The organism is Micromonospora sp. NPDC047738 (assembly GCF_040642675.1).
Taxonomy (GTDB): Bacteria; Actinomycetota; Actinomycetes; order Mycobacteriales; family Micromonosporaceae; genus Micromonospora.
Genome location: NZ_JBEYSO010000015.1, coordinates 139,303 through 162,143 on the forward strand (window position 1 = coordinate 139,303; position 22,841 = coordinate 162,143).

Annotated in this window: 16 protein-coding genes; 2 read left to right on the forward strand and 14 right to left on the reverse strand. The window is 74.5% G+C overall.

The window, feature by feature from the left end; translation table 11 throughout:
• Positions 1 to 25: 25 nt before the first annotated feature.
• The 4 genes from ABZ783_RS23100 to ald form a co-directional block, all read right to left on the reverse strand.
• Positions 26 to 1,003, reverse strand: a complete 978-nt coding sequence (locus tag ABZ783_RS23100; protein WP_357441604.1) for a segregation/condensation protein A — start codon at positions 1,001 to 1,003, stop codon at positions 26 to 28.
• 41 nt (positions 1,004 to 1,044) lie between these two features.
• A complete protein-coding gene (locus tag ABZ783_RS23105) occupies positions 1,045 to 1,968 on the reverse strand; it encodes a ParA family protein (RefSeq protein ID WP_073838671.1) in 924 nt (307 codons plus the stop codon).
• Between the two features lie 190 nt (positions 1,969 to 2,158).
• The gene (locus ABZ783_RS23110; RefSeq protein ID WP_357441606.1) at positions 2,159 to 3,166 is read right to left on the reverse strand and encodes a site-specific tyrosine recombinase XerD; all 1,008 of its coding nucleotides are present in this window, start codon (positions 3,164 to 3,166) and stop codon (positions 2,159 to 2,161) included.
• On the reverse strand, positions 3,163 to 4,278 hold the full coding sequence (gene ald / locus ABZ783_RS23115; RefSeq protein ID WP_357441607.1) for an alanine dehydrogenase: 1,116 nt from the start codon (positions 4,276 to 4,278) through the stop codon (positions 3,163 to 3,165). The genes ABZ783_RS23110 and ald overlap by 4 nt, the downstream gene beginning before the upstream one ends.
• 287 nt (positions 4,279 to 4,565) lie before the next feature.
• Between ald and ABZ783_RS23120 the strand changes: the two genes are divergently transcribed.
• Positions 4,566 to 4,820, forward strand: a complete 255-nt coding sequence (locus ABZ783_RS23120; protein ID WP_083673085.1) for a TM2 domain-containing protein — start codon at positions 4,566 to 4,568, stop codon at positions 4,818 to 4,820.
• 69 nt (positions 4,821 to 4,889) lie between these two features.
• Here ABZ783_RS23120 and ABZ783_RS23125 read toward each other — a convergent pair whose 3' ends face one another.
• The 9 genes from ABZ783_RS23125 to recN all read right to left on the reverse strand — a co-directional run bounded on the left by ABZ783_RS23125 (position 4,890) and on the right by recN (position 17,723).
• Positions 4,890 to 5,495 carry an NUDIX hydrolase gene (locus tag ABZ783_RS23125; RefSeq protein ID WP_357441609.1) on the reverse strand — a complete coding sequence of 202 codons (606 nt, stop codon included), beginning with the start codon at positions 5,493 to 5,495 and terminating at the stop codon, positions 4,890 to 4,892.
• Between the two features lie 37 nt (positions 5,496 to 5,532).
• Positions 5,533 to 7,290, reverse strand: coding sequence for a CTP synthase (locus ABZ783_RS23130; protein ID WP_357441611.1), 1,758 nt, complete (start codon positions 7,288 to 7,290; stop codon positions 5,533 to 5,535).
• Positions 7,291 to 7,440: 150 nt separating this feature from the next.
• The gene (locus tag ABZ783_RS23135) at positions 7,441 to 9,768 is read right to left on the reverse strand and encodes a hypothetical protein (RefSeq protein WP_357441612.1); all 2,328 of its coding nucleotides are present in this window, start codon (positions 9,766 to 9,768) and stop codon (positions 7,441 to 7,443) included.
• Entirely contained in the window at positions 9,768 to 10,901 is a 1,134-nt protein-coding gene (locus tag ABZ783_RS23140; protein ID WP_357441614.1) for a glycosyltransferase family 4 protein, read from the reverse strand. The genes ABZ783_RS23135 and ABZ783_RS23140 overlap by 1 nt, the downstream gene beginning before the upstream one ends.
• Before the next feature lie 177 nt (positions 10,902 to 11,078).
• Positions 11,079 to 12,764: a lipid II flippase MurJ gene (locus ABZ783_RS23145; protein WP_357441615.1), complete on the reverse strand. Its 1,686-nt coding sequence runs from the start codon at positions 12,762 to 12,764 to the stop codon at positions 11,079 to 11,081.
• 1 nt (position 12,765) lies between these two features.
• On the reverse strand, positions 12,766 to 13,629 hold the full coding sequence (locus ABZ783_RS23150; RefSeq protein ID WP_357441617.1) for a hypothetical protein: 864 nt from the start codon (positions 13,627 to 13,629) through the stop codon (positions 12,766 to 12,768).
• Positions 13,630 to 13,687: 58 nt separating this feature from the next.
• Complete coding sequence (locus ABZ783_RS23155; protein ID WP_357441618.1) at positions 13,688 to 14,641, reverse strand: copper transporter; 954 nt, start codon at positions 14,639 to 14,641, stop codon at positions 13,688 to 13,690.
• A gap of 27 nt (positions 14,642 to 14,668) precedes the next feature.
• Positions 14,669 to 15,847, reverse strand: coding sequence for a putative cytokinetic ring protein SteA (gene steA, locus ABZ783_RS23160; RefSeq protein ID WP_357441619.1), 1,179 nt, complete (start codon positions 15,845 to 15,847; stop codon positions 14,669 to 14,671).
• A 118-nt stretch (positions 15,848 to 15,965) separates the two neighbouring features.
• Positions 15,966 to 17,723 carry a DNA repair protein RecN gene (recN, locus tag ABZ783_RS23165; protein WP_357441621.1) on the reverse strand — a complete coding sequence of 586 codons (1,758 nt, stop codon included), beginning with the start codon at positions 17,721 to 17,723 and terminating at the stop codon, positions 15,966 to 15,968.
• 90 nt (positions 17,724 to 17,813) lie between these two features.
• Here recN and ABZ783_RS23170 point away from each other — a divergent pair, with 90 nt between their 5' ends.
• A complete protein-coding gene (locus ABZ783_RS23170) occupies positions 17,814 to 18,800 on the forward strand; it encodes a TrmB family transcriptional regulator (protein ID WP_357441623.1) in 987 nt (328 codons plus the stop codon).
• Between the two features lie 44 nt (positions 18,801 to 18,844).
• On the opposite strand, the gene ABZ783_RS23175 is transcribed toward ABZ783_RS23170, so the two are convergent.
• Complete coding sequence (locus ABZ783_RS23175) at positions 18,845 to 22,585, reverse strand: S8 family serine peptidase (protein WP_357441624.1); 3,741 nt, start codon at positions 22,583 to 22,585, stop codon at positions 18,845 to 18,847.
• Between the last annotated feature and the right edge of the window lie 256 nt (positions 22,586 to 22,841).

The window sequence follows — 22,841 nt, forward strand, 5'->3', positions numbered from 1 at the left end:
ACTCCGCTTCGCTCGCTCATCGGGGTCACTCCTGCGTCGTTGCCGGGTCGTCGCCGGCGGTCGCGGGCGCCGCCGGGGCGGCCGGCTCCGGGGAGCCGGCGTACTCGTCGATGGTCAGCTCGGTGTCGCCGTCGGCGGAGCCGGTCCAGCGGACGGTCAGCTCCTCCAGGGCCTGCTCCTGGACGAAGGCGACCAACCCCTGCCGGTAGAGCTCCAGCAGGGCGAGGAAGCGGGCCACCACCTCCAGGGTGATCTCACAGTCGGCGCAGAGCAACGAGAAGGTGGCCGTGCCGGCCCGGCGCAGCCGCGCCGAAATGATCTCCGCGTGCTCCCGGACGCTGACCCGGACCATATGCACGTGCGCGATCGACACCTCGGGCACCGGCTTCGGGGTCATTGCCTTGAGCGCCAGCTTGAGCAGCCGCTCCGGGCCGATGCCGAGCACCAGGTCCGGCAGCGCGTCGGCGTACCGGGGTTCCAGGGTGACCGCCCGGGGGTAGCGGCGACCGCCGACCGCCTCCAGCTCGGCGAGGTGCGCCGCCGCCTCCTTGTAGGCCTTGTACTGCAGCAGCCGGGCGAAGAGCAGGTCCCGGGCCTCCAGCAGGGCCAGGTCCTCCTCGTCCTCCACCTCGGCGGCGGGCAGCAGCCGGGCCGCCTTCAGGTCGAGCAGGGTGGCGGCGATCAGCAGGAACTCGCTGGTCTCGTCCAGGTCCCACTGGTCGCCCATGGCCCGGATGTACGCGATGAACTCGTCGGTGACCTTGTGCAGGGCCACCTCGGTGACGTCGAGCTTGTGCTTGCTGATCAGCTGGAGCAGCAGGTCGAACGGGCCGGTGAAGTTGGCCAGCCGGACGGTGAAGCCGCTGCCCTCCCCGGCGGCGGCCGCCTCGACGGTGGCCGGGCCGGCGGGCACCACGCCGTCGACCTCGGCGGCCAGCTCGGCGGCGGCCACGGAATCGCCGGCGTCGGGTGGCGCCGGCGGGTCGAGGGGCGGTGCGGTCACCGGAAAACCGTAGTCCACGCTCCGGACACCCGGCGTTCGGCCTACCGCTCCGCCTGGGCGGCGATCACCTCACGGGCCAGTTGCCGGTAGTTGCGGGCGCCGGAGGAGGCCGGGTCGAGGGTAGTGATCGGCGCGCCGGCCACGGTCGACTCGGGGAACTTCACGGTCTTGGTGATCACGGTCTGGTAGACCTTGTCGCCGAACGCCTCCACCACCCGCTGGAGCACCTGCCGGCAGTGGGTGGTGCGGCTGTCGTACATGGTGGCGAGGATGCCTTCGAGCTCCAGGTCGAAGTTGAGCCGCTCGCGCACCTTGTCGATGGTGTCCAGCAGCAGCGCGACGCCGCGCAGGCTGAAGAACTCGCACTCCAGCGGGATGAGCACGCCGTGCGCCACGGTCAGCGCGTTGATCGCCAGCAGGCCCAGCGAGGGCTGGCAGTCGATCAGGATGTAGTCGTACTCCTTGCGGATCGTCTTGAGCACCCGGGCCAGGGCCATCTCCCGGGCGACCTCGTTGACCAGCTGGATCTCGGCGGCGGAGAGGTCGATGTTGGCGGGGAGCAGGTGCAACCCGGCCACATCGGTCTTGATCAGCACGTCGTCGGCGGTGACGTCGTCCTGCATGAGCAGGTTGTAGACCGACAGGTCGAGGTTGTGCGGGTTGACGCCGAGGCCGACGGAGAGGGCGCCCTGCGGGTCGAAGTCGACCAGCAGCACCTTGCGGCCGTACTCGGCCAGCGCGGCGCCCAGGTTGATGGTGGTGGTGGTCTTGCCGACGCCACCCTTCTGGTTGGCCATCGCGATGATCCGCGCGGGCCCGTGCCGGTCAGTCGGCATCGGCTCCGGGATCGGCTTGCGCATGGTGTACGCGGCCGGGTCGGCGGGGCCGAGGTCGGAGCCGAGCGTCGCCTGCTGCTCGCGGAGCTCCGACGTCCAGGTCTCGGCACGGTTCTCATTGCCAGCCATGTCCTCGTTGCCCCCTCCCGACGACCACCCGGTGTCGGAGCCGTCCGACGTCCTTCGCGGCGCCGCTGCGCACCCCGGTGTCGGCCCATGAGGTCCGCGCCGATGCCGACTGTACGCCACCCGCCAGCAGCGCGTTCGGTACCGGGTCGGCGTGTCGGCCGGCCGGCGGCTCCGGGCCGCCCGCCACCGGTCAGCCGCGCGCCCGCGGGTGGGCGGTCGCGTACACCTCACGCAGCCGGTCCACAGTGACCAACGTGTAGACCTGAGTGGTGGTCACCGAGGCGTGACCGAGCAGTTCCTGCACCACCCGGACGTCGGCGCCGCCGTCGAGCAGGTGGGTGGCGTAGGAGTGGCGCAGAGTGTGCGGGGATACCGCGCCGGGGCCGTCCACCGGCAGGCCGGCCCGCTCGGCCGCGCGACGTAGGACGGCCCAGGCGCCCTGCCGGGTCAGCGGTCCGCCGCGGGCGTTGACGAAGACGGCCGGGGTGCCCCGCCCGGCGGCGAGCAGCGCCGGACGGCCCCGGACCAGCCAGGCGCGCAGCGCCTCGACGGCGTACCCGCCGATCGGGACCAGCCGGGTGCGCCCGCCCTTGCCGCGCAGCAGCACCGTGCCCTCGTCAAGGTCCAGGTCGTCCACCGCGGCGCCGACCGCCTCGGAGATGCGCGCCCCGGTGCCGTACAGGAACTCCAGCAGGGCCCGGTCGCGCAGCGCGCGGGGCGCCGCGTCGCCGGCGGCGGTGACCGGGCCGGCGGTCTCCAGCAGCCGGAGCACGTCCTCGACCGGCAGGGCGCGGGGCAGCCGGCGGGGCGGGGTGGGTGGGCGGACGTCGCGGCTGGGATCGGCGCCGGCCAGGCCCTCGCGCAGCGCGAAGCGGTGCAGGCCGCGGACGGCGCTGGCGGCGCGGGCGGCGGAGGACACGGCCAGCGGCGGGTGCTCGGCGTCACCGGCCCGCAGCCGAGCCAGATGGCTCTCCACCTCGGCGGCGCCGACGGCGGCCAGGTCGGTCACCCCGGCGGCGGCCAGGGTGTCCAGGTAGCGCTCCAGGTCGCGGCGGTAGGACGCGAGGGTGTTCGCGGAGAGTCCCCGCTCGACGGTGAGATGGTCCAGGTAGCCCCGGACGGCACGGCGCAGGGCCGGCGCGGGCTGCTCGCCCGGGCCGGCCCCGTCCACTGTGCTGGTCAGGCTGTCGCCTCTCAACCGATGACGTCGGCCAGCGGGAGGACGGCCATGCCGTGTGCCTCGGCGACCGGGCCGTAGACCACGTGACCGGCGTGGGTGTTCAGGCCCAGCGCGAGCGCCGGGTCGACCCGCAGCGCCTCCCGCCAGCCGCGGTTGGCCAACTCCAGGGCGTACGGCAGGGTGACGTTGGTCAGCGCGTGGGTGCTGGTGTTCGGCACCGCGCCGGGCATGTTCGCCACGCAGTAGAAGATCGACTCGTGGACCTTGTAGACCGGGTCGGCGTGCGTGGTGGGACGCGAGTCCTCGAAGCAGCCGCCCTGGTCGATGGCGATGTCGACGAGCACGCTACCCGGCTTCATCCGGGAGACCAGTTCGTTGGAGATGAGCTTCGGCGCCTTCGCGCCGGGGACCAGCACCGCGCCGATGACCAGGTCCGCGTCGAGCACGGCCCGCTCGATCTCGTACGCGTTGGAGGCGACGGTCTGCAGGTGGCCGCGGTAGATGGCGTCGGCCTGGCGCAGCCGGGCCACGTTCTTGTCCAGCAGCAGCACCTCGGACTGCATGCCGAGCGCGATGGCGGCGGCGTTCATGCCGGAGACGCCGGCGCCGATGACCACGGTCTTGGCCGCGTACACGCCGGAGACGCCGCCGGGCAGCACGCCCCGGCCACCGCCGGTGCGCATCATGTAGAAGGCGCCGACCTGCGGGGCGAGCCGACCGGCCACCTCGGACATCGGGGCGAGCAGCGGCAGCGAGCGGTCGGGCAGCTCGACGGTCTCGTACGCGATGCCGGTGACCTTGCGGTCGAGCAGCGCGTCGGTGCAGTCCCGGGAGGCGGCCAGGTGCAGGTAGGTGAACAGCACCTGCCCCTCGCGCATCCGGTGGTATTCCTCGGCGATCGGCTCCTTGACCTTGAGCACCAGCTCGGCGGCGTCCCAGACCTCGTCGGCGGTGGGCAGGATCTTCGCGCCGGCGGCGGTGAACTCGTCGTCGGTGATGCTGGAACCGACGCCCGCGCCGGACTCGACGAACACCTCGTGGCCGTGGCGGGTGAACTCGTTGACGCCCGCGGGCGTGATCGCCACCCGGTACTCGTGGTTCTTGACCTCGCGGGGGATTCCGACCTTCACGATGCGAACACCTTCCTTCGGGGCTGCTCACCCCGGCTGCGGCGCCGCGGCGGCCCCTTTGCCGACGCAGTCCACCGGTCCCGCCGGCGGCAGTCTAGGCCCGTGCGAACTCCGCGGAGGGCAGCACAGTGACATCCGGTGCCCGGTGGTCCTGACGATGTGTCAGGCATGAACCGGGCTGGGCGGTGGAGCCGCATCAGCCGTCAGGACACTTTTGGATAAACATCGTCCCACCGTTGGAGTGCCAGTGCGGACAGGACGCCTCTGGATCACTAGGGTGTCCGCTCATGACCACTCCTTACCAGCAGTACCCCCCGCAGGGTGTCTCGGACAAGAGCAAGATCGTCGCCGGCATCCTGCAGATCCTCCTTGGCGGTTTCGGTATCGGCCGGTTCTACATGGGCGATGTCAAGATCGGCGTGATCCAGCTCGTGGTGACCCTGGTGACCTGCGGCTTCGGTGCGATCTGGGGCCTCGTCGACGGCATCCTGATCCTGGTCAACGGCGGTGTCGACGGCCAGGGACGCCCGCTGCGCGACTGAGCGCCGGCATCGACGAACGGGGCCGCGCGGTGTCACCACCGCGCGGCCCCGCTGTCTGTCCGATCCGGCTCAGCGGGGCAGCGGCGCCCCCGGCCGGCGCAGCTCGGTGAAGCCGGTCTCCCGGGCTCGGGCGGCGGCGAGCACCCCGGCCACGCAGGCCGCGTTGGTGATCTCGCCGGCCAGCACCATCCGCACCGCCTCGTCGAGCCCGACCCGGACCACCTGCAGGTCGGCCTCCTCGTCGCGCCGGTCGTGCCGCTGATCGGCGGGCACGTCGGCGAGATCGCGGGCCAGGAAGACCCGGACCACCTCGTTGGAGAAGCCGGGCGAGCTGTGCAGGTCGACCAGGACGTCGATGGTCCCGGCGGTCAGGTCGGCCTCCTCGGCCAGTTCCCGGGCCGCCGCGGCGGCCAGGTCCTCGCCGCTGACGTCCATCAGCCCGGCCGGCAGCTCCCACAGGTGCCGGCCGACCGGGTGCCGGTACTGCCGGATCAGCACCACCTGGCCGGCGTCGTCGAGCGCCACCACGGCCACCGCGCCGACGTGGGTGACGTAGTCGCGGGCCGCGGTGCCGCCGCCCGGCATGGTGACGTCGTCGCTGACCACCTGGAAGATCCGGCCGGACCAGATCTCCCGGTGCGCGGTCACCTCGTACCGGTGCTCGACCGCGCTCACGCCGCCCCCTCGCTGCTGATCCGGATGGCTCGCTCGCTCACGACGCGGACGTCGCCTTCGCCGCGGCGGCGGCGCCGTTGCGGCTCGCCTTCGCGGCCGCGGCCTCCGGCGGGGCGGTCGCCAGGTCGACCGGAAGCTGGTCGGCCTGGGAGTACGCGACGGCGGCCTTGACGAACGCGGCGAACAGCGGGTGCGGCCGGGTCGGCCGGCTCTTCAGCTCCGGGTGCGCCTGGGTGGCCACGAAGAACGGGTGCAGCTTCCGGTCCAGCTCGATGAACTCGACCAGCCGCCCGTCCGGCGAGGTGCCCGAAATCTGCAGGCCGGCCTTGGTGAGCTGGTCGCGGTAGGCGTTGTTCACCTCGTACCGGTGCCGATGCCGCTCGCTGACCTCGGTGCTGCCGTACGCCTCGGCGACCAGCGAGCCCTCGGCCAGCTTCGCCGGGTACGCCCCGAGCCGCATGGTGCCGCCCAGGTCGCCCTTGCCGGCGACGATGTCCTCCTGGTCGGCCATGGTGGCGATGACCGGGTGCCGGGCCTCCTCGTCGAACTCCAGCGAGTTCGCCCCGTCCAGGCCGGCCAGGTGGCGGGCCACCTCGATGGTCATGCACTGCAGGCCGAGGCAGAGGCCGAGCAGCGGGACGCCGTTCTCCCGGGCGTACCGGGCAGTGCCGATCTTGCCCTCGATGCCGCGGACGCCGAACCCGCCCGGGATGACGATGCCGTCCACGCCGGCCAGCGCGGCCGCCGCCCCGGCCGGGGTGACACAGTCGTCGCTCGGCACCCAGCGCAGCTGCACCCGGGCCCGGTGGCCGAAACCGGCCGCCCGGATCGCCTCGCTCACCGACAGGTACGCGTCGGGCAGGTCGACGTACTTGCCGACCAGCGCCACGGTCACCGTGTGCTGCGGCTGGTGCACCCGGTCCAGCAGGTCGTCCCAGCGGGACCAGTCGACGTCACGGAACGAGACGCCGAGCCGGCGCACCACGTACGCGTCGAGGCCCTCACGGTGCAGCACCTTGGGGATGTCGTAGATGCTCGGCGCGTCCGGGGCGGCGGTGACCGCTTCCCGGTCCACGTCGCAATAGAGGGAGAGCTTCTCCTTGACCTTGTCCGGGATGTCCCGGTCGCAGCGCAGCACCAGGGCGTCCGGCTGGATACCGATGCTGCGCAGCTGCGCCACCGAGTGCTGGGTCGGCTTGGTCTTCAGCTCGCCGGACGGCGCCAGGTAGGGCACCAGCGAGACGTGCAGGTAGAAGCAGTTGTCCCGGCCCAGGTCGTGGCGGACCTGACGGATCGCCTCGAGGAACGGCAGCGACTCGATGTCGCCGACCGTGCCGCCGACCTCGGTGATCACGATGTCGGGCACCTGGCCGTCGGCGTCCGGCTCACCCATGCCGAGGATCCGCGACTTGATCTCGTTGGTGATGTGCGGGATGACCTGGACGGTGTCGCCGAGGTACTCGCCGCGCCGCTCCTTGGCGATCACGGCCGAGTAGATCTGCCCGGTGGTGACGTTCGCCTTGCCGGACAGGTCCCGGTCGAGGAACCGCTCGTAGTGGCCGACGTCGAGGTCGGTCTCGGCGCCGTCCTCGGTGACGAAGACCTCGCCGTGCTGGAACGGGTTCATCGTTCCCGGGTCGACGTTGAGGTACGGGTCGAGCTTCTGCATCACCACGCGCAGCCCGCGCGCGGTCAGCAGGTTGCCGAGGCTGGAGGCGGTGAGGCCCTTACCCAGCGAGGAGGCGACGCCCCCGGTGACGAAAATGTGCCTGGTCGTCCGTGCTGAAGGGGCCAAGGCCTGCTCCCGTGTCGTCCGTAGCGGTCGTGCGAACCGCCGTGCCGACCACCGAAGTGATCACGCGATCCACGGGATTCCACGGTAACACGTTTCCCGGCCCGGACCGGCGCGGCACCCGGCGTCGGCGCACGTGAAGCCGGGTCCGGCTCACACCGTGGGGACCTCCGTCGATGCCGGACGGGCCGGGGCGGGCACCCGGGCCGGGCGCGCCTCGGCCCGGGCCCGCGTGCCCTCGTCGGTTTCCGAGGCGTCGGAACCGCCGCCGCCGTCGGCGCCCTGGTCGGCGGTTCGGGGCGGGTGCCCGCTCCTGGAGTGGCGCCCGTCGTCACCGGGGCCGGCCGGCCGCAGCCCGCTCTCGTCGCCCGGCCGGCCGCTGCCCGGCTGGGTGCGGTCGGTGGAATGGTCGAGCACCCGCAGGGCCGCCAGGGCCGCCATCGGCACCACCAGGGCACCTGCCGCCCCCGCCACGTCCAGCGCCGAACCGCCCAGCACTCCGCCGATGCCGGCGGCCACGCCGGTGCCGGCCATCGCCGCCCGGATCGCCGGGTAGATGCCGAACAGCCGCATCAGCCCGCCCCAGGGCTGGAGCAGGGCCAGCCAGACCAGCGCGGCGCCGGCCAGGGCCAGCACGGTGAGCGGGCTGTCCACCAGGGTCTGCAGGTTGGCGGCGCTGGAGCGGTGCACGGTGAGCCCGCCGGTGCCGTCGCCGAGCGCGGCCAGGAAACGGCCGACGCTGCCCCGCTCGACCGCCGGCCGGCGCAGGTCGACGACCGCGTAGCCGATGGTCAGCGCCAGCGCGGCCATGGTGGCCCAGGCCAGCCGGCTCACGGTCAGCCAGCCACCGGTGCAGATCGCGGCGGCGACGCTCACCCCGGCGGTGAGCGCGATCGCGCCGGTCGAGTCCGCCCCCAGGTACGGGCTGCCCACGACGACCACGGCGGCGCCGCCGACCGCGACCATCACCATCAGGCGCCAGGCCCGGGGCACGCGCTGCGCCAGCCAGCCCCCGCAGAGCAGCGAGCCGGCGACGAACACGCCGAGCCCGACGGTGCCCAGCCCGGTGTACCGGCCGCCCTCCAGGGCGGAGTATCCGACCACGCCGTTGAGCTGCAACCGGGAGCCGGTGAGCACGTCCACCCCGACCACCAGCGCGGCCAGGCCGGCCACCGCGCCGAGCGGGCCGAGGGTGCGCTCGTAGCCCGGACTGAACCGGACGGCGGCCGTGCCACCGACGATCAGCAGGACGGTCACCAAGCCGAACCACCAGCCGGCGTACTCCCCCCGCCACCACGGCGCCGCATCGGCGAGCAGGGCGGCCGGCACGGCAAGCGCGGCGGCGATCAGCAGCAGTTCCACGACCGCCACCACCCGCCGGGACACCGGTTCGGGTCCGTGCGGGCCGGCATGCCGGCGGGCCCGGCGCAGCAGGGGCAGCACCGCGACGGCGAGGGCCACCTGGGCGGCGGCGAGCAGACCGAAGAACCAGCCGGCGACGCGGCGCTGGGCGGCTGCCTCGCGGTCCGCGTTGGCCGGCGCGTCGATCGCGGTACGCAGGTCGTCCGGCCGGCCGCCGACCGAGACGGCGGGCCGGCCGAGGAAGAGCCGCTCGGGCATCGGCCGGCCCAGCGCGGCCAGGGCGGTCGGGGCCAGGTCGACCAGTTGCAGGTAGCCCTCCCGCCCGGTGCTCGGCGAGGTCAGCCAGCCCCGCTCCCAGCCCGGACCGTGGGCGATGGCCACCTGCAGCCGGGACGGCGCCTCGGTGTCGCCGACGCCGGCGACCAGCACCGCCGAGCGGGGCGGCCGGGCGGCGAGCACCCGGGCGAGCTGGGCATCCACCTGCCGGGCCTGGGCGGCCCGGGTCGCCAGGTTCTCGCCGTCGACGCTGCCCAGGTCGACGATGCTCAGCACGCACGAGCCGAGCAGCCGCGCCGGAGCGGCGGGCAGGACCGGCTCGTACCGGTCGACCCGGCCGAACGGGCGGGCGGCGGCCACCGCGGCACCCGGCCCGACCGCCACCGAGCAGCGCACGGACTCGGGCAGCGCGCCCGGGGTGGCCCCCCACGCGAGCTTGTCCTGGTTGTACGCGACGACGCTCTCCTGGTCGGGCAGGTTGGCGCCGATGCTGTCGGGCCGCTCGACGGTCACTCCGGCGGCCGGGCAGCCACCCGCCGGGCGGCTGCCGTTCCAGGCGGCGAAGTTGCCCGCGCCGAGGGTGAGCCAGCCGTCGACCGGGCAGGTGGGCCGGTGCGCGGAGCGTACCGAGAGGGAGCCGATGGAGCCCTCCTCCGCCATCCGCCACAGCGTGGGGGTGGTCTCCGGGTCCACGTCGTCCCAGCGCAGCCCGGCCACCCCGGCCAGCACCACGAAGTCGGCGCTGCGGCCGGGGCTGCCGTGCTGCGGCCGGGCGGTCAGCGCGGTGACGCCGAGCACCACCACCAGCAGGGTCAGCAGGACCGGGGTCAGTCGACGCAGCATCACCGGGTCCCCGTTGACAGCTCGGGCGCCAGTTCGGCGTAGAGGGCGGCCAGGGTGGCCACCGTGTCCGCCTCGGTCGGCCAGGTCGCCGCCCGGGCGGCGCCGCGGCGGGCCAGGTCGGCCCGCCCGGCCTCGTCGTCCAGCAGGGCGCGCACCGCCGTGTCCACCGCGTCGACGTCGCCCGGCGGGATCAGCACCGCGCCGTCGCCGACCAGGTCCGGCAGGCCACCGACGGCGGTCGCCACCAGCGGTACGCCGGCGCGCAACGCCTCCTGGGCGAACAGCTGCCGGGCCTCCCAGTCGCTGGTCACCACGGCGAGGTCGGCGCCGGCGAGCAGGTCGGCCACGTCGGTGCGGTGCCCGAGCAGGGTCACCGGGGCCCGGGCGGCCGAGATCCGCGCGGCGAGCTGGAGGTACGCGGGCCCGCTGCCGGCGATCACCACCACCGGCGCCGGGTGCCGGGTACGCCACCGGGCGGCGGCGTCGACCAGGATGTCGTACCGCTTCTGCGGGTGCAGCCGGCCCACGGAGAGGATGAGCGGGCGGTCGGCGGCGACCCCGAACTCGGCGCGGACGGCGGCCCGGCGGCGGCGCGGCGGAGGCAGTGTCGGCGCGGCGACCGGGGCGAGGCGGGCGTCGGCGGCGCCCAGGGCGGCGGCCCGCGCCACCAGGTCGTCGGAGGCGCCCAGGGCGACCCGCACGGAGCGGGCCACGATCCGCTCGGCGAGCCGGGACAGCCGGCCGCGCAGCCCGCCGGCGAGGACGGCGTTGTGCCAGGTGACCACCAGCGGGGCGGCCGGCCGGGCGAGGACGGCGACCAGGCCGGCCCGCAGCCCGTGGGCGTGCACGACGTCGACCTCGGCGCCGGACAGCGCCCGGCGCAGCGCGGCGACCGCCCGCGCGTCGGCCGGGGTGGGGCTGGCCGGGATCTCCACCGGCGCGAACCGGGCACCCACCCCGGTGAAGTCGAACTGGTCCTGGGTGGCGGCCGGGCCGCAGACCAGCACGGACGCGCCGGCGGCGGTCAGGCCGCGGGCCACCGAGCGGATGTGCTGGCCCACCCCGCCGGTGCTGGAGGCGAGCACCAGGGCGACCGAGCCGGGCCACCGCAGCGCCGACGAGGCGTCCGTCATTGCGCCCCCTCCGTTCGCGACTGCGGGGCTCGCAAACCCGGCTCACTCCTCGCGCTCACCGTGCGCCCCCTCCGTTCGCGACTGCGGGGCTCGCAAACCCGGCTCACTCCTCGCGCTCACCGTGCGCCCCCTCCGTTCGCGACAGCGGGGCTCGCAAACCCGGCTCACTCCTCGCGCTCACCGGGTAAGAGTCTCCTTCCCGTCGCCCCGCTCCGGGGGGCGTTGCTCCTCCGGCGTGTCGGCGGCAGCCGGCCGTCGCCGCCGCCCGAGCCGACGGGTCACGGCCGTGAGCAGCGGCCGCACGTCCCGCGCATCGGTCAGCCAGGCTACGGCGAGGAACAGGGCGCCGACCACGGCCCCGGACAGCATGCCCTGCACGAGCGCCCCGGCTGCCGTCGGGGTCCCGAGGCCGGCGAGCCAGCGGGCGGTGGCGGCCCCGCCGAGCCCCGCGACCGCAGCGGCGAGCAGGCCGGCGGCCCCGGCCCGACCGACGCCGGCCAGGGCGGCCCGGCCGGCGGAGCGGACCACGGCGACGATCAGCAGGCCGCCGAGCAGCAGCATGCCCGCGGAGGTGGCGAGCGCCACCGCCAGCACCCGGTCGGCCAACGGCATCAGATGCCCGAGCAGGACCGCCAGGACCGGCACGGTCAGCCAGCCGACCGCGGTGGCGGCGGTCGCCGAGCGGGTCTCCCCCCGGGCGTAGAGGGCCCGGGTGAGGACGGCGAACAGGCCGTAGCCGAGCAGACCGGGGGCGAAACCGGCGATCGCGGCTGCGGCCGTACCGGCGGCCTCGGGCGCGAAGAAGAAGTGCCCGACGGGGATCGCCGTGCCGACCAGCGCGGCGGCGCCGAGCAGGCTGAACAGCACCACCCCACACACCGCCGGGGCCAGGGTGGCTCGGTAGGTCCGCTCGTCGCCGGCCGCCCGGGCCGCCGCCAGGGTCGGGTACGCGGCCACGGCGAGCGGCACGGCCAGCACCGACCAGGGCAGGAAGTAGATGGTCTGCGCGATGTTGTAGATGCCCGGGTTGGCCTTCGACCCGTAGGAGACCTGGTTGAGCACCACGATCAGGGCGACCTGCTGGGCGGCGACGGTCACCAGCCCGGCGACGGCCAACGCACCGACCCGGGCCCGGGCCTCGGCGGGGAACCGGAAGCCGGGCCGCAGCGGCAGCCGCAGCCGGCGCAGCGGGACGAGCAGGGAGAGCGAGAGCACCACCACGCCGAGCGTCGTGCCGCCGGCGAGCAGCAGCTCACCACCCCCGCCCACCGTCGCCACGGTGGCCAGTCGCCCCTCCACGGCGGTGAAGCCGAGGTACACCGCGATGACGGTGACGCTGGACAGCAGCGGGGCGATCACCGGCCAGGCGAACCGCCGGTGCGCCTGGAGCACCCCGGTCAGCACGATGCCGACGCCGTACAGCGGCAGCTGGGGCGCGAACAGCCGCAGCATCCGCGCCCCGGCCTGCTGCTGCACCTCGCTGAGGCCGGAGCCCTGCAGCGCGACCAGCGGGTCGGCGAGCAGCGCGACCAGCACGGCCAGCGGCACCAGCAGGGCGAGCACCCAGGTGAGCAGGGCACCGGTGGTGGCGGCCACGGCCCGCCGGTCGCCCCGGTCGGCCGCCGCCGCCAGCAACGGCACGACGAGGCTGGCCAGCGCCCCACCCGCCACGATCTCGAAGATGAAGTTCGGCAGGTTGTTCGCCACCACGTACGCGCCACCGAGGTCGGTGGGGGCGAGCGTCCAGGTGAAGACGGCGGTCCGGCCGAAGCCGGCGAGCCGGCTGACCACGGTGAGGACGGCGATGAGTGCGGCCGCTCCGGCCACCCGGCCGGTGCCGGCGAGGGGGGCCGGTTTCGTCACGTCAGGCTTCGAGCCGGCCCAGCGCGTCGAGTTCCCGCAGCCCCGGGGTCTGCTGGATCACCTGGGTGAAGCTGACCTTCTCGCTGGCGGCGGTGAGGGCGGCGAGCACGGCGAGGACGCCGGCCCGGCCCAGCGGCCCGGTACGCGCGGCCAGGCTCACCCCGAGCAGCGCGCCGAGCGCGTTCGCGCCGCTGTCGCCCAGCATCACCCGCTCGTCGAGGTCGTCGCGGATCAGCCCGGCGGCGGCCCCGACCGCGCCCGCGGCGATGCCGCCGTACGGGCCGGTGGACAGCGGCGCGCCGAGCAGCATCCCCGACTTGAGCGCCCGGCCGGGCCGCAGGTCGAGCAGGTTGACCAGGTTGGCGGTGCCGGCCACCACGCCGGCGCCGAGCAGCACGTCCAGCCCGCGGCCGAAGGCGCCGGCGCGCTGCCGGCGGGGATGGGCGGCGACCCGGCGGTCGGCGGCCAGCAGCGCGGCCGCGCCGAGGCCGGCCGCCCCCACCCCGACGATCTTCACGAGCCCGGCGGTGACCCGGCCCTCGCGCAGCGCGGCCAGATGCCCGGCGAAGCCCTTGGCCGCCTTCTGCTCGGGCCGCGCGCCGACGACGTCGTCGTACAGCCCGACCGTGCCGGCGCCCACGCCGGCGACCAGGGCGGCGGCGCCGGCAGGGGCGCTGCCCGCGCCGAGTGCGCCCGCGGTGGCGGCCCCGACGGCCAGGGCCGGACCGGCGGCCAGGGTGACTGTGCGACCGCGGAAGTTGGTGCGCTCGAGCGCCGGCGCGCCCGGCGATGTACCCACCGCCCGCAGCACGTAGCGGGCAGCTACCGCCCCCGCGCCGACGGCCAGCAGCCGACCCAGTCTCACCCGACTCCTCCGATCCGGATACCCAGCGCGACGCGGTGCAGAGCGGACGCCCGCTCGGTCACTGCGGCAGTTTAGGCAGCAGCCCGCCCGCGGCGTTGTCCCCGACACCGTACTGGCCGGCCTTCTTCTCGGTCAGCTGCTGCACCAGGGCGAGCGCGGTGACGACCTGACCCTGCACGGTGTTGGCGTTGTCGACGGTCGAGATGGTCTGCGAGAGCACCGGGTCGCCCCGGACCACGGCGACCACGTTGCCGCCGGCCGAGCCCATGCCGCCGACGACGAGCGCGCCGTTGTGGTCGAACTGCTCGGCGATCTTCACCACCGACTCGTCCTTCTTCGCCGAGTCCTTGTCGACGTACGGCTGCCCGGTGACCAGCACGACCGCCTCGGCCGGCCCCGCGACCTTGTTGTTCTCCGAGGTGAGGTACCCGGCGGTCGCGTACGTCTGCAGAACCACCTTCCGATCGGCGTCGGTGACCGGCGGGCTGCCCGCCGGCCGGTCCAGCAGGACGCTGGCCAGCAGGGCGCTGGAGGTCTCCACGCCGTGCCCGTTGCCCGGCAGGTTGCCGGTGGGCACGCTGTTGGGGCGGGCGGCGGTGACGGCCAACTCCAGCAGGTTGTTGTTGGTCGCGCTGTCCGGGCTGATGAACTTGTCCTGGATGTCGATGCGGCCGGTGACATTGGCCCCGGCGACCTGGAGCATCTTCACCACGCCCTCGGTGTGCTCCCGGCCGGTGGACAGGCTGACCACCAGCACCCGGCGGCCGGCCAGCTTGCCGGGGAGGATGAGCGGCGCCGTCTCGGCGGCGAAGTCCTCCTCCATGTCCAGTTCCTTCTGGAGGCTGTTGACCGTCTGGCGCATCTGCTGGTTGTCCTTGCGCAGCGCGTTGACGTTCTCCTTGAGCGAGTCGGCGACCGGCCCGTTCAGGGCGGCCGTGCCGACCACCAGGCCGATCGCCAACGCCAGGAAGACCGCGGTCAGGGACACCACGTGGTAGCGGAAATTGATCACGCTTGCAGCCTCTTGATCGGTCGGGGGCTAAAAGAGCTGGCCGAGTTGGAACACAAAATTGTCCCACCATTCGGAGACCACGCCCAAATACGCCTTCCCGACCGTGGAGACCGCCACCGCGGAGGCCATCGCGGCCACCGCCGACAGGACCAGCAGCAGCAGCGAGGAACCGGAGATGCCCTGGCGGTAGAGCCGGCTCACCCCCTTGGCGTCGACCAGCTTGCCGCCCACCTTCAACCGGGTCAGGAAGGTCGAGGCCATGCCGCCCCGGCCCTTGTCGAGAAACTCCACCAGGGTGGCGTGGGTGCCGACGGCCACCAGCAGCGAGGCGCCCTTCTCGTCGGCCAGCAGCATGGCCAGGTCCTCGCTGGTGGCCGCGGCCGGGAAGGTGATCGCCGGCACACCGAGGGCGGTCACCCGGGCGAGGCCGGGCGCCCGGCCGTCCGGGTAGGCGTGCACGACCACCTCGGCACCGCAGCGCAGCACGTCGTCGGTGACCGAGTCCATGTCACCGATGATCATGTCGGGGGTGTAGCCCGCCTCGACCAGCGCGTCGGCGCCGCCGTCCACGCCGATCAGCACCGGCTTGAACTCCCGGATGTACGGGCGCAGCACGTCCAGGTCGGCCTTGTAGTCGTATCCCCGTACCACGATCAGGCAGTGCCGGCCCTGGACCTGGGTCTCGATGTCCGGTACGCCGACGCCGTCGAGCAGCAGGTCGCGTTCCTGCTTGAGGTAGTCCATCGTGTTGGCGGCGAACGCCTCCAACTGCACCGACAGCCCCTCCCGGGCATCGGCCATCGACTTGGCCACCGTCTCGGCGTCCTGGAGCGCGCCGTGCGCCACCGGCTCCTCGCCGACGTAGACCGTGTTCCCCTCGATCCGGACCTGGTCGCCCTCGCGGATCTGCTCGAAGACACTCTCGCCGAGGTCGTCCAGGAGCGGGATACCGGCGGAGATCAGCACCTCGGGGCCCAGGTTCGGGTACCGCCCGGAGACCGAGGGCTTGGCGTTGAGCACGGCGGCGACCCCGACCGCGACCAGCGAGTCGGCCGCCACCCGGTCCAGGTCGACGTGGTCGATGACCGCGATGTCCCCGGGACGGAGCCGGCCGACCAGCCGCTTCGTCCGGCGGTCGAGGCGCGCGGTGCCGAGGACTGAGCCCGGTTCCGCGTTTCGGGTCCGGCGCAACGTGGGTAGACGCATCGTGACCATCCTGGCATGTGAGGCAGGTATTGCTGTCGCGACATGCCTGAGCAGGGCCGCCTACCCAGGGAAGCACACCACGGCGCACGCTGGTGTGCTTGCGCTCACAATCCGGAGATCACGGGCGCCTTTCCTTGGCCGCCACGGCCAGGAGTTCCTCGGCATGGGCGATACCCAGATCGGAATCGGGCAAACCCGCGAGCATCCGGGCCAACTCCCGGGCCCGCTCAGTGTCCTCCACCACACGTACCCCACTGGTGGTCACCGCTCCCCCGGTGTCCTTGGCCACCACGAGGTGCCGGTCGGCGAACGCGGCGACCTGCGGCAGGTGGGTGACCACGAGGACCTGGTGACTGCGGGCCAGCCGGGCGAGCCGCCGGCCGATCTCCACCGCGGCCTGGCCGCCGACGCCCGCGTCGACCTCGTCGAAGACCAGGGTGGGCGGGCCACCGGAACCGGCGAAGACCACCTCGATGGCGAGCATCACCCGGGACAGCTCACCGCCGGAGGCGCCCCGCTGCAACGGCAGCGCGGGCGCGCCCGGGTGGGCCAGCAGGCGCAACTCCACCTCGTCGGCGCCGTCCGGGCCGACGCCGGCCTCCACCCCGTTGACCGACAGGCTCGGCTCGGCCCGCCCCACCGGGCGCGGCAGCACCGCCACCTCGATCCGGGCGTGCGGCATGGCCAGCCCGGCCAGCTCGACGGTGACCTGCCCGGCGAAGCGGACCGCCGCCTCCTGACGCGAGCTGGCGACCCGCCCGGCCAGCTCGGCCACCTCCCCGGCCAGCCGGGACGACTCCTTCTCCAGCTCGTCGAGCAGCTCGTCGGAGGTGTCCAGGTCGGACAGTCGGGTGCGGGCCCGCTCGGCCCAGGCGATCACCCCGTCGACGTCGTCGGCGTACTTGCGGGTCAGCCCGCGCAGTGCGGCCCGCCGCTCGTAGACGGCCTGCAGGCGGGCCGGGTCGGCGTCCAGCGCGGCCAGGTACGCGGAGAGCTCCGCGGAGACGTCGGCGACCAGGGTGGCCGCCTCCTCCAGCCGGACGGCCAGCTCGCCGAGCGCCGGGTCGGTGCCGGCCTGCGCCTCCAGGGTGCGCCGGGCGGTGCCGAGCAGCGCGGTGGCGTCGGGAGTGTCGTCGGCCGCCTCGACCCCGCCGGCCACGCACTGCTGGGCGAGCTGGGCCGCGGTGCGCAGCCCCTCGGCGTGCTCCAGGCGCTGCGCCTCCGCCTTCAGCTCGTCGTCCTCACCGGGCTGCGGGTCCACCCGGGTGATCTCGTCGAGGCCGAGGCGGAGCAGGTCGGCCTCCTGGTTGCGCTCGCGGGCGTTGCGCCGCCGGTCGGCCAGGTCGTCGACCACCGCCCGCCACCGGGTGTACGCCTCGCGCAGCGCGTCGAGCAGCTTCTCGTGCTCCGGGCCGGCGAACCGGTCCAGCGCGGCCCGCTGCTCGGCCGGGCGCAGCAGCCGGAGCTGATCGGACTGGCCGTGCACCGCCACCACCTGCTCACCCACCTCGCCGAGCATCGACACCGGCATGCTCCGGCCGCCCAGATGCGCCCGCGAACGGCCCTCCACGGTGACCGTACGGCTCAGCAGCAGCGAGCCGTCCTCGTCGGGCTCGCCGCCGGCGTCGGTGACCCGGGCGTGCACCGTCTCGGCCACCCGGCCGAGCAGGCGCAGCCGCCCCTCGACCACCGCGCGGCCCGGTTCGGCGCGCACCCGACCGGCGTCGGCCCGACCGCCGAAGAGCAGGCCGAGGCCGGTCACCACCATGGTCTTGCCCGCACCGGTCTCGCCGGTGATGACGTTCATCCCGCCGGTCAACGGCAGCGTGGTGTCCTCGATGACGCCCAGTCCGGTGATGCGCAGCTCTTCCAGCACAGCACCTGACAGTAGACGCGGCCCCCGACAGTTGACCAGCCGGCGACGCCGCATCGGGGCATGGCGGTTGACGTCGTACAGTTCTGCCCCGTGTTGGACGTGATCGGCCTGACCCCCGGCGAGGAGGAGCTGTACCGCTCCCTCGTCCAGCTCACCACGGCCCGGGTCGGGGAGCTCGTCGAACGGCTCCGCTGGCCGCGCGCGGAGGTCGTCGCGCAGCTCGAGGCCCTGCGCGGCAAGGGGCTGGTGCTGCCGATCGGGCCGGAGCCGGACGCGCCGCTGCGGCCGCTGGCCCCCGACGTCCCGCTCGGTGAGGCGCTGCTGCGCCGGCAGGAGGCGCTGGAGGCGGCCCGGTCGGCGGTCACCCAGCTGACCGAGGAGTACCGCGCCGGGATGCGGCGGCACGACGCCGACCACCTGGTGGAGGTGATCACCGGGGCGCGGATGCTCCGCGAGCGCCTGCGGGACGCGCAGAACGGCGCCCGGGTCGAGGTGCTCTGGTTCTGCCGGGCCAACCCGCTGGCCATGCCCGGCCAGGACAACGTCGAGGAGTTCGACGCGCTGGCCCGCGGGGTGCGCTACCGGGCCATCTACGAGCGCGAGATGCTCCTCGAACCGGGCGGGCTCGAGGACATCGAGCGGGGCGTACGCGCCGGAGAGCAGGCCCGGGTGCTGGACCGGCTGCCGGTGCGGCTGGCCATCGTGGACGGACGGACGGCGATCTGCCCGCTGGTGCCGGACCGCGAGAGCGGCGAACCGAGCGCCGCGGTGATCGGCCGCAGCCAACTGCTCGACGCGCTGATCGCCCTCTTCGAGAGTTACTGGCGGATATCCACGCCGCTGCGCTCGTCCGCCCCGCCGGCCGACGGGCTGGCCGTCGACGGCTACCGGCCGGACCCCGACGAGGTTCGGCTGCTCGCCCTGTTCGTGGCCGGCGTCCCGGACAAGTCCATCGCCTCCCAGCTGGGGGTGAGCCGCCGTACCGTGCAGCGGCGGCTGGCCGACCTGATGACCGTCGCCGGCGTGGACACCCGGCCGGGGCTGGCCTTCCAGGCCGCGCGCCGGGGCTGGATCTGAGGCGACGGGGCGGGACGGCCGGGAGCCGCCCCGCCCCGCCCCGGTCAGCGCAGCCCGTACGCGTCGAGCACGGTCTGGTCGACGCTGTCGCCGGCGCGGTCATCGGCGTGCACCCGCAACGACACCGTGCCGCGCCCGGCCGGCACCATGGCGGTGAACCGGGTGCCCGAGCCGTGGACCGGCACCGACTGCCAGGTCCGCCCGGCGTCGAAGGACACCTCGACCCGCATCCCGACGCCCGTCGGCACCGGCACGCCGGCCGGCTGGCGCACGGTCAGCCCGAGCTGGTGCGGTCGACCGCCGGGCACCTCGCCGCGCAGGTCGGCGGGGACCTGGTAGTCCACCTGCAGCAGCGGCAGCGGCTGGGCGGCATCCCCGGCCGGCCGGGCCGAAGTGAACTGCCACGCCGTGTCGGTACGCGTGGCCCAGCGCCACTCCTCGGAGGACCGCTCGGTGCTGAGGTCCAGCCGGTAGCGGGCCGCACCCGGGGTGGTCGGCACCGGTGCCCAGCCGCTGGAGAGGTCGGCGATCTGCTCCCCGTCCCGGCTCAGCCGGGCCTGCACCCGGTCCCACTCCTCACTGAACCGGGCCGGTCCGGAATGGCCGTCCGCGTCAACGAACTCGGCCACCCGCAGGTTCAGGGTGTCGCCGGTACGCGTGGGCACCGGCGCCCCGCCGCCCGCCGGCACGGCCGGCCGGACCACCGCGCCGTGCCACGTCTCGGTGACCCGGTCGTCGGCGGCGTACCGCCGAGGCGGCTGGACGAGCCCGCCGACCAGCGGACCCCAGTCGGACCAGGGCAGCCGGTGCAGCACCCGCTGCTGCCACCAGGAGTCCCCGGCGCTGACGAACTCCTGCCGCACGCTGCCGGTACGCACCATCCGCTGGTCATCGTTCCACGAGTACTGCTGCCAGGGACGCCACCCGAACCGCTGCTCGCTAGCCCAGTCGAACCCGCCGGTGTCGGCGTAGCGGGCGGTCACCTCGGCGGTGTTGTCCGCGGTGACCCGGTGCACGATCCGATCCGGGACCCGCCCCTGCGACACCTGCCACACGTCGTAGAGGTAGGGGCTGTCCACGGTCAGCGCCACGTCCAGGGTGGCCCGGCCGCTCTTCGCCGCCGCGATCATCGGCTGCCCGTCGTCGTACGCGACCACCAGCGCCGGAATCGGCAGCCGGTCCCCATCCGGGCGCCAGACCGTCCACGCGCTGTCGTCCGCCACGCGGACGATGAGCACCATCGCGGCGCCGGCCGCCGCGGCGTCGGCGATCTGGTCCCCCTCGGCACGGTCGTAGCTACCGGCGACCAGCGCGGCCGCGCCCCGAACCCCGGCCCGGGCCAGCTCGGCGGCGCTGCCGTCACCCGCCCAGACCAGCGGCAGCTTCCGCCGGCCCGCCGGGGCCGGCGACCGACCCAGCAGGTTGATGTCCAGCGGACCGGAGACGTTGCTGACCCGGGCGTCCACCATGGGGGCGACCAACTGCCAGCGGGAGGCGAACTCGAACTCGCCCTGGCGCACCGGCCGGGTCGGCGTGACGTTCACCTGCTGGACCGTGCTGAACGCCATCACGCCGTGATCGACCTGCCGGCCGTTGCCGAAGACGCGGTGCTCGTAGAAGCTGAGCGTGTCCCGCTGCTCGCTGGGCTTCGGCGTCTCGATGCGCACCGGCGTGCCCTTGCGCGGGTCGAGCACCAGGGTCAGATCCCGGTCGACAGTCAGCTCGGGGTCGGTGACCAGGGTGAGCTGCTCGTCCAGCGGGACGCCGTGCTCGATCAGCCCCTGAAGCAGGTACGGGCCCTCCTCGACCTGCACCTGCCACTCCATCCCGCGGAAGAGGTAGCCGAGCCAGTCGGACTCCCGGTGCTCGCCGAACAGGGTCACCACCGATGCGCCGCCCGGCTGCCCCTGCATGTCGAGCGCCTTGATGGTGACGGTGTGCAGCGGGCCGCTGAGGGTCAGGCCGACGGCGGTGCGCACCGCGACACCGTCCGCACCGGTCGCCACCAGCCACCCGCCGTACACCCCCCGGTCCAGCTTCACCGGGTCGGCGTGCAGCGGGACGTTCACGCTGCCGCCGGCCGGCACCGCCACCTCCGCACCGTCGAGCGACACCCCGTCCGGCTCGGCCGCACCGGTGTCCAGGTTGCGCAGCTGCAACGCCAGCCGCAGGGTCTGCGCCGCGCCGGTGCCGTTGGTGTACGTCACGGTCCGCTCCACCGCCACACCGCCGGTGTACAGCCGGCCGAAGTCGGCGGTGGCCGAGCCGTACACCCGCTGGCCCAGCGCGCGGGCCACGTCGACCCGGCCGCCGCCCTGCTCGAAGACGGTCAGCGCAGGGTTCGCCTTCGTCGTGCTGACCAGCGCGTCCTTGAGCTTCCCGGCGGTCCAGTCCGGGTGCTCCTGGGCGAGGATCGCCGCCGCGCCGGCGACGTGCGGGGTCGCCATCGACGTCCCCGACGCCCGCGTGTACGCGTCGTCCACCGGCGTACCCATGGCGGTGCCGGCGGCGCGGGCGGCGACGATGCCGACGCCCGGCGCGGTGATCTCCGGCTTCAGGCCGTTGTCGCCCAGGCGCGGACCACGGCTGGAGAAGTCGGCCAGGTTGTCGTCGCGGTCCACCGCACCGACGGTGAGCGCCGCGGCGGCCGCGCCCGGCGTCCCGACGGTGCCCGCCTCGCCCTCGTTCCCGGCGGCGATCACGAACAGCGCGCCGGTCTCGGCGGTGAGGTCGTTGACCGCCTGGCTCATCGGGTCGGTGCCGTCGGTGGCCGGGCCGCCGAGGCTCATGCTGATCACCTTCGCGCCGGAGTGGGCGGCCCACTCCATGCCCGCGATGATCCCCGAGTCGTAGCCGCTGCCGCCGTCGTCGAGCACCTTGCCGATCAGCAGCTTCGCGCCGGGCGCGACGCCCTTGCGCAGCCCGCCGGACGCGGCGCCGCTGCCGGCGATGGTGGCCGCCACGTGGGTGCCGTGGCCGTGCCCGTCACGGGCGCTGCCGCCGCCGGTGAAGTCCTGCGTCTCGGCGATCCGGCCGGCCAGGTCGGGGTGCGTGGCGTCGACTCCGGTGTCGAGGACCGCGACCCGGACGCCCGCGCCGTCCCGGCCGGCCGCCCAGGCGGCGGGGGCCCCGATCTGCGGCACGCTGTGCTCCAGCGCCGGGTGGACCCGCCCGTCAAGCCAGACCCGGGCGATGCCGGCGCCGAGCCGGACCGGCCCGTCCACGGCGGTCCGCGCGGCCGGCGCGACCTTCAGCGTGCTCCACAGCTGGCCGAGGTCGCCCGTGGCGACGCGCAGCGCCGCGCCGTTGATGCTCTCGAGCGGCCGGGCGGCGGTGGCCCCGGCCAGCGGTCGGAGCCGGCCGGCGGCCGGCTCCTGGTAGCGGACGATCAGCGGCAGTGCTCCCTGCGCGGCGTCGCCGTACCCCTCGGCGACCAGCTTCTGCACGTCGAACAGGTCGGCGTCGAGCACCCCGGCGGAGACGTAAGGCACGACATCGCTGGGCAGAACGCGCAGCCCACCGTCGGCCGACACGGTCTGGAAGGTGATCCGCTCGCGGCCAGGGCCGGGGTGGACGGTGGCGGCGACCCGACCGGGGGCCGCCTGGGCCAACTCGACCCGGTCGCCGGTGATGAGGGTGATGCGGGCGGGCGCGGCGCCCGGGATGGACGCGGCCGGTGCCGGGGCGGTGGTCCGGGCGGGCGGGTCGGCGGACGCCGGTGCGGCGAACCCGACCACCAGCGCGCCGACCGCGCCGGCGGCGAGCCAGCGTGGGGGCCAGTGCATGCGATGCGCTCCTCTACTCCGAGGGCCGGTCCCAGGAGACCGACCGCTCGGAGTCTGCGACGGAGATCATCAGAAGGTCACTAGCTGCGGCCTGCCGCATCGGCGACATGTCGCCAGGTGGACAACGGCCGTCCGGGGTCGGAGCGCCGGATGGCCGGCGGGTTGCCGATCGGGGACGGTGTGGCTGATGGCCGGGGTGCCGGACGAGCGCTTCGCCGCTCGGCTCGTGAGCCGTCGCTTCCTCCGGCGACGGCTC

Bases quoted from the DNA above. Each gene is read 5' to 3' on its own strand.
- ABZ783_RS23105 (WP_073838671.1), bottom strand. From the start codon at position 1,968: ATGGCTGGCAATGAGAACCGTGCCGAGACCTGGACGTCGGAGCTCCGC.
- ABZ783_RS23120 (WP_083673085.1), top strand. From the start codon at position 4,566: ATGACCACTCCTTACCAGCAGTACCCCCCGCAGGGTGTCTCGGACAAG.
- ABZ783_RS23135 (WP_357441612.1), bottom strand. From the start codon at position 9,768: ATGCTGCGTCGACTGACCCCGGTCCTGCTGACCCTGCTGGTGGTGGTG.
- ABZ783_RS23140 (WP_357441614.1), bottom strand. From the start codon at position 10,901: ATGACGGACGCCTCGTCGGCGCTGCGGTGGCCCGGCTCGGTCGCCCTG.
- steA (WP_357441619.1), bottom strand. From the start codon at position 15,847: ATGCGTCTACCCACGTTGCGCCGGACCCGAAACGCGGAACCGGGCTCA.
- ABZ783_RS23175 (WP_357441624.1), bottom strand. From the start codon at position 22,585: ATGCACTGGCCCCCACGCTGGCTCGCCGCCGGCGCGGTCGGCGCGCTG.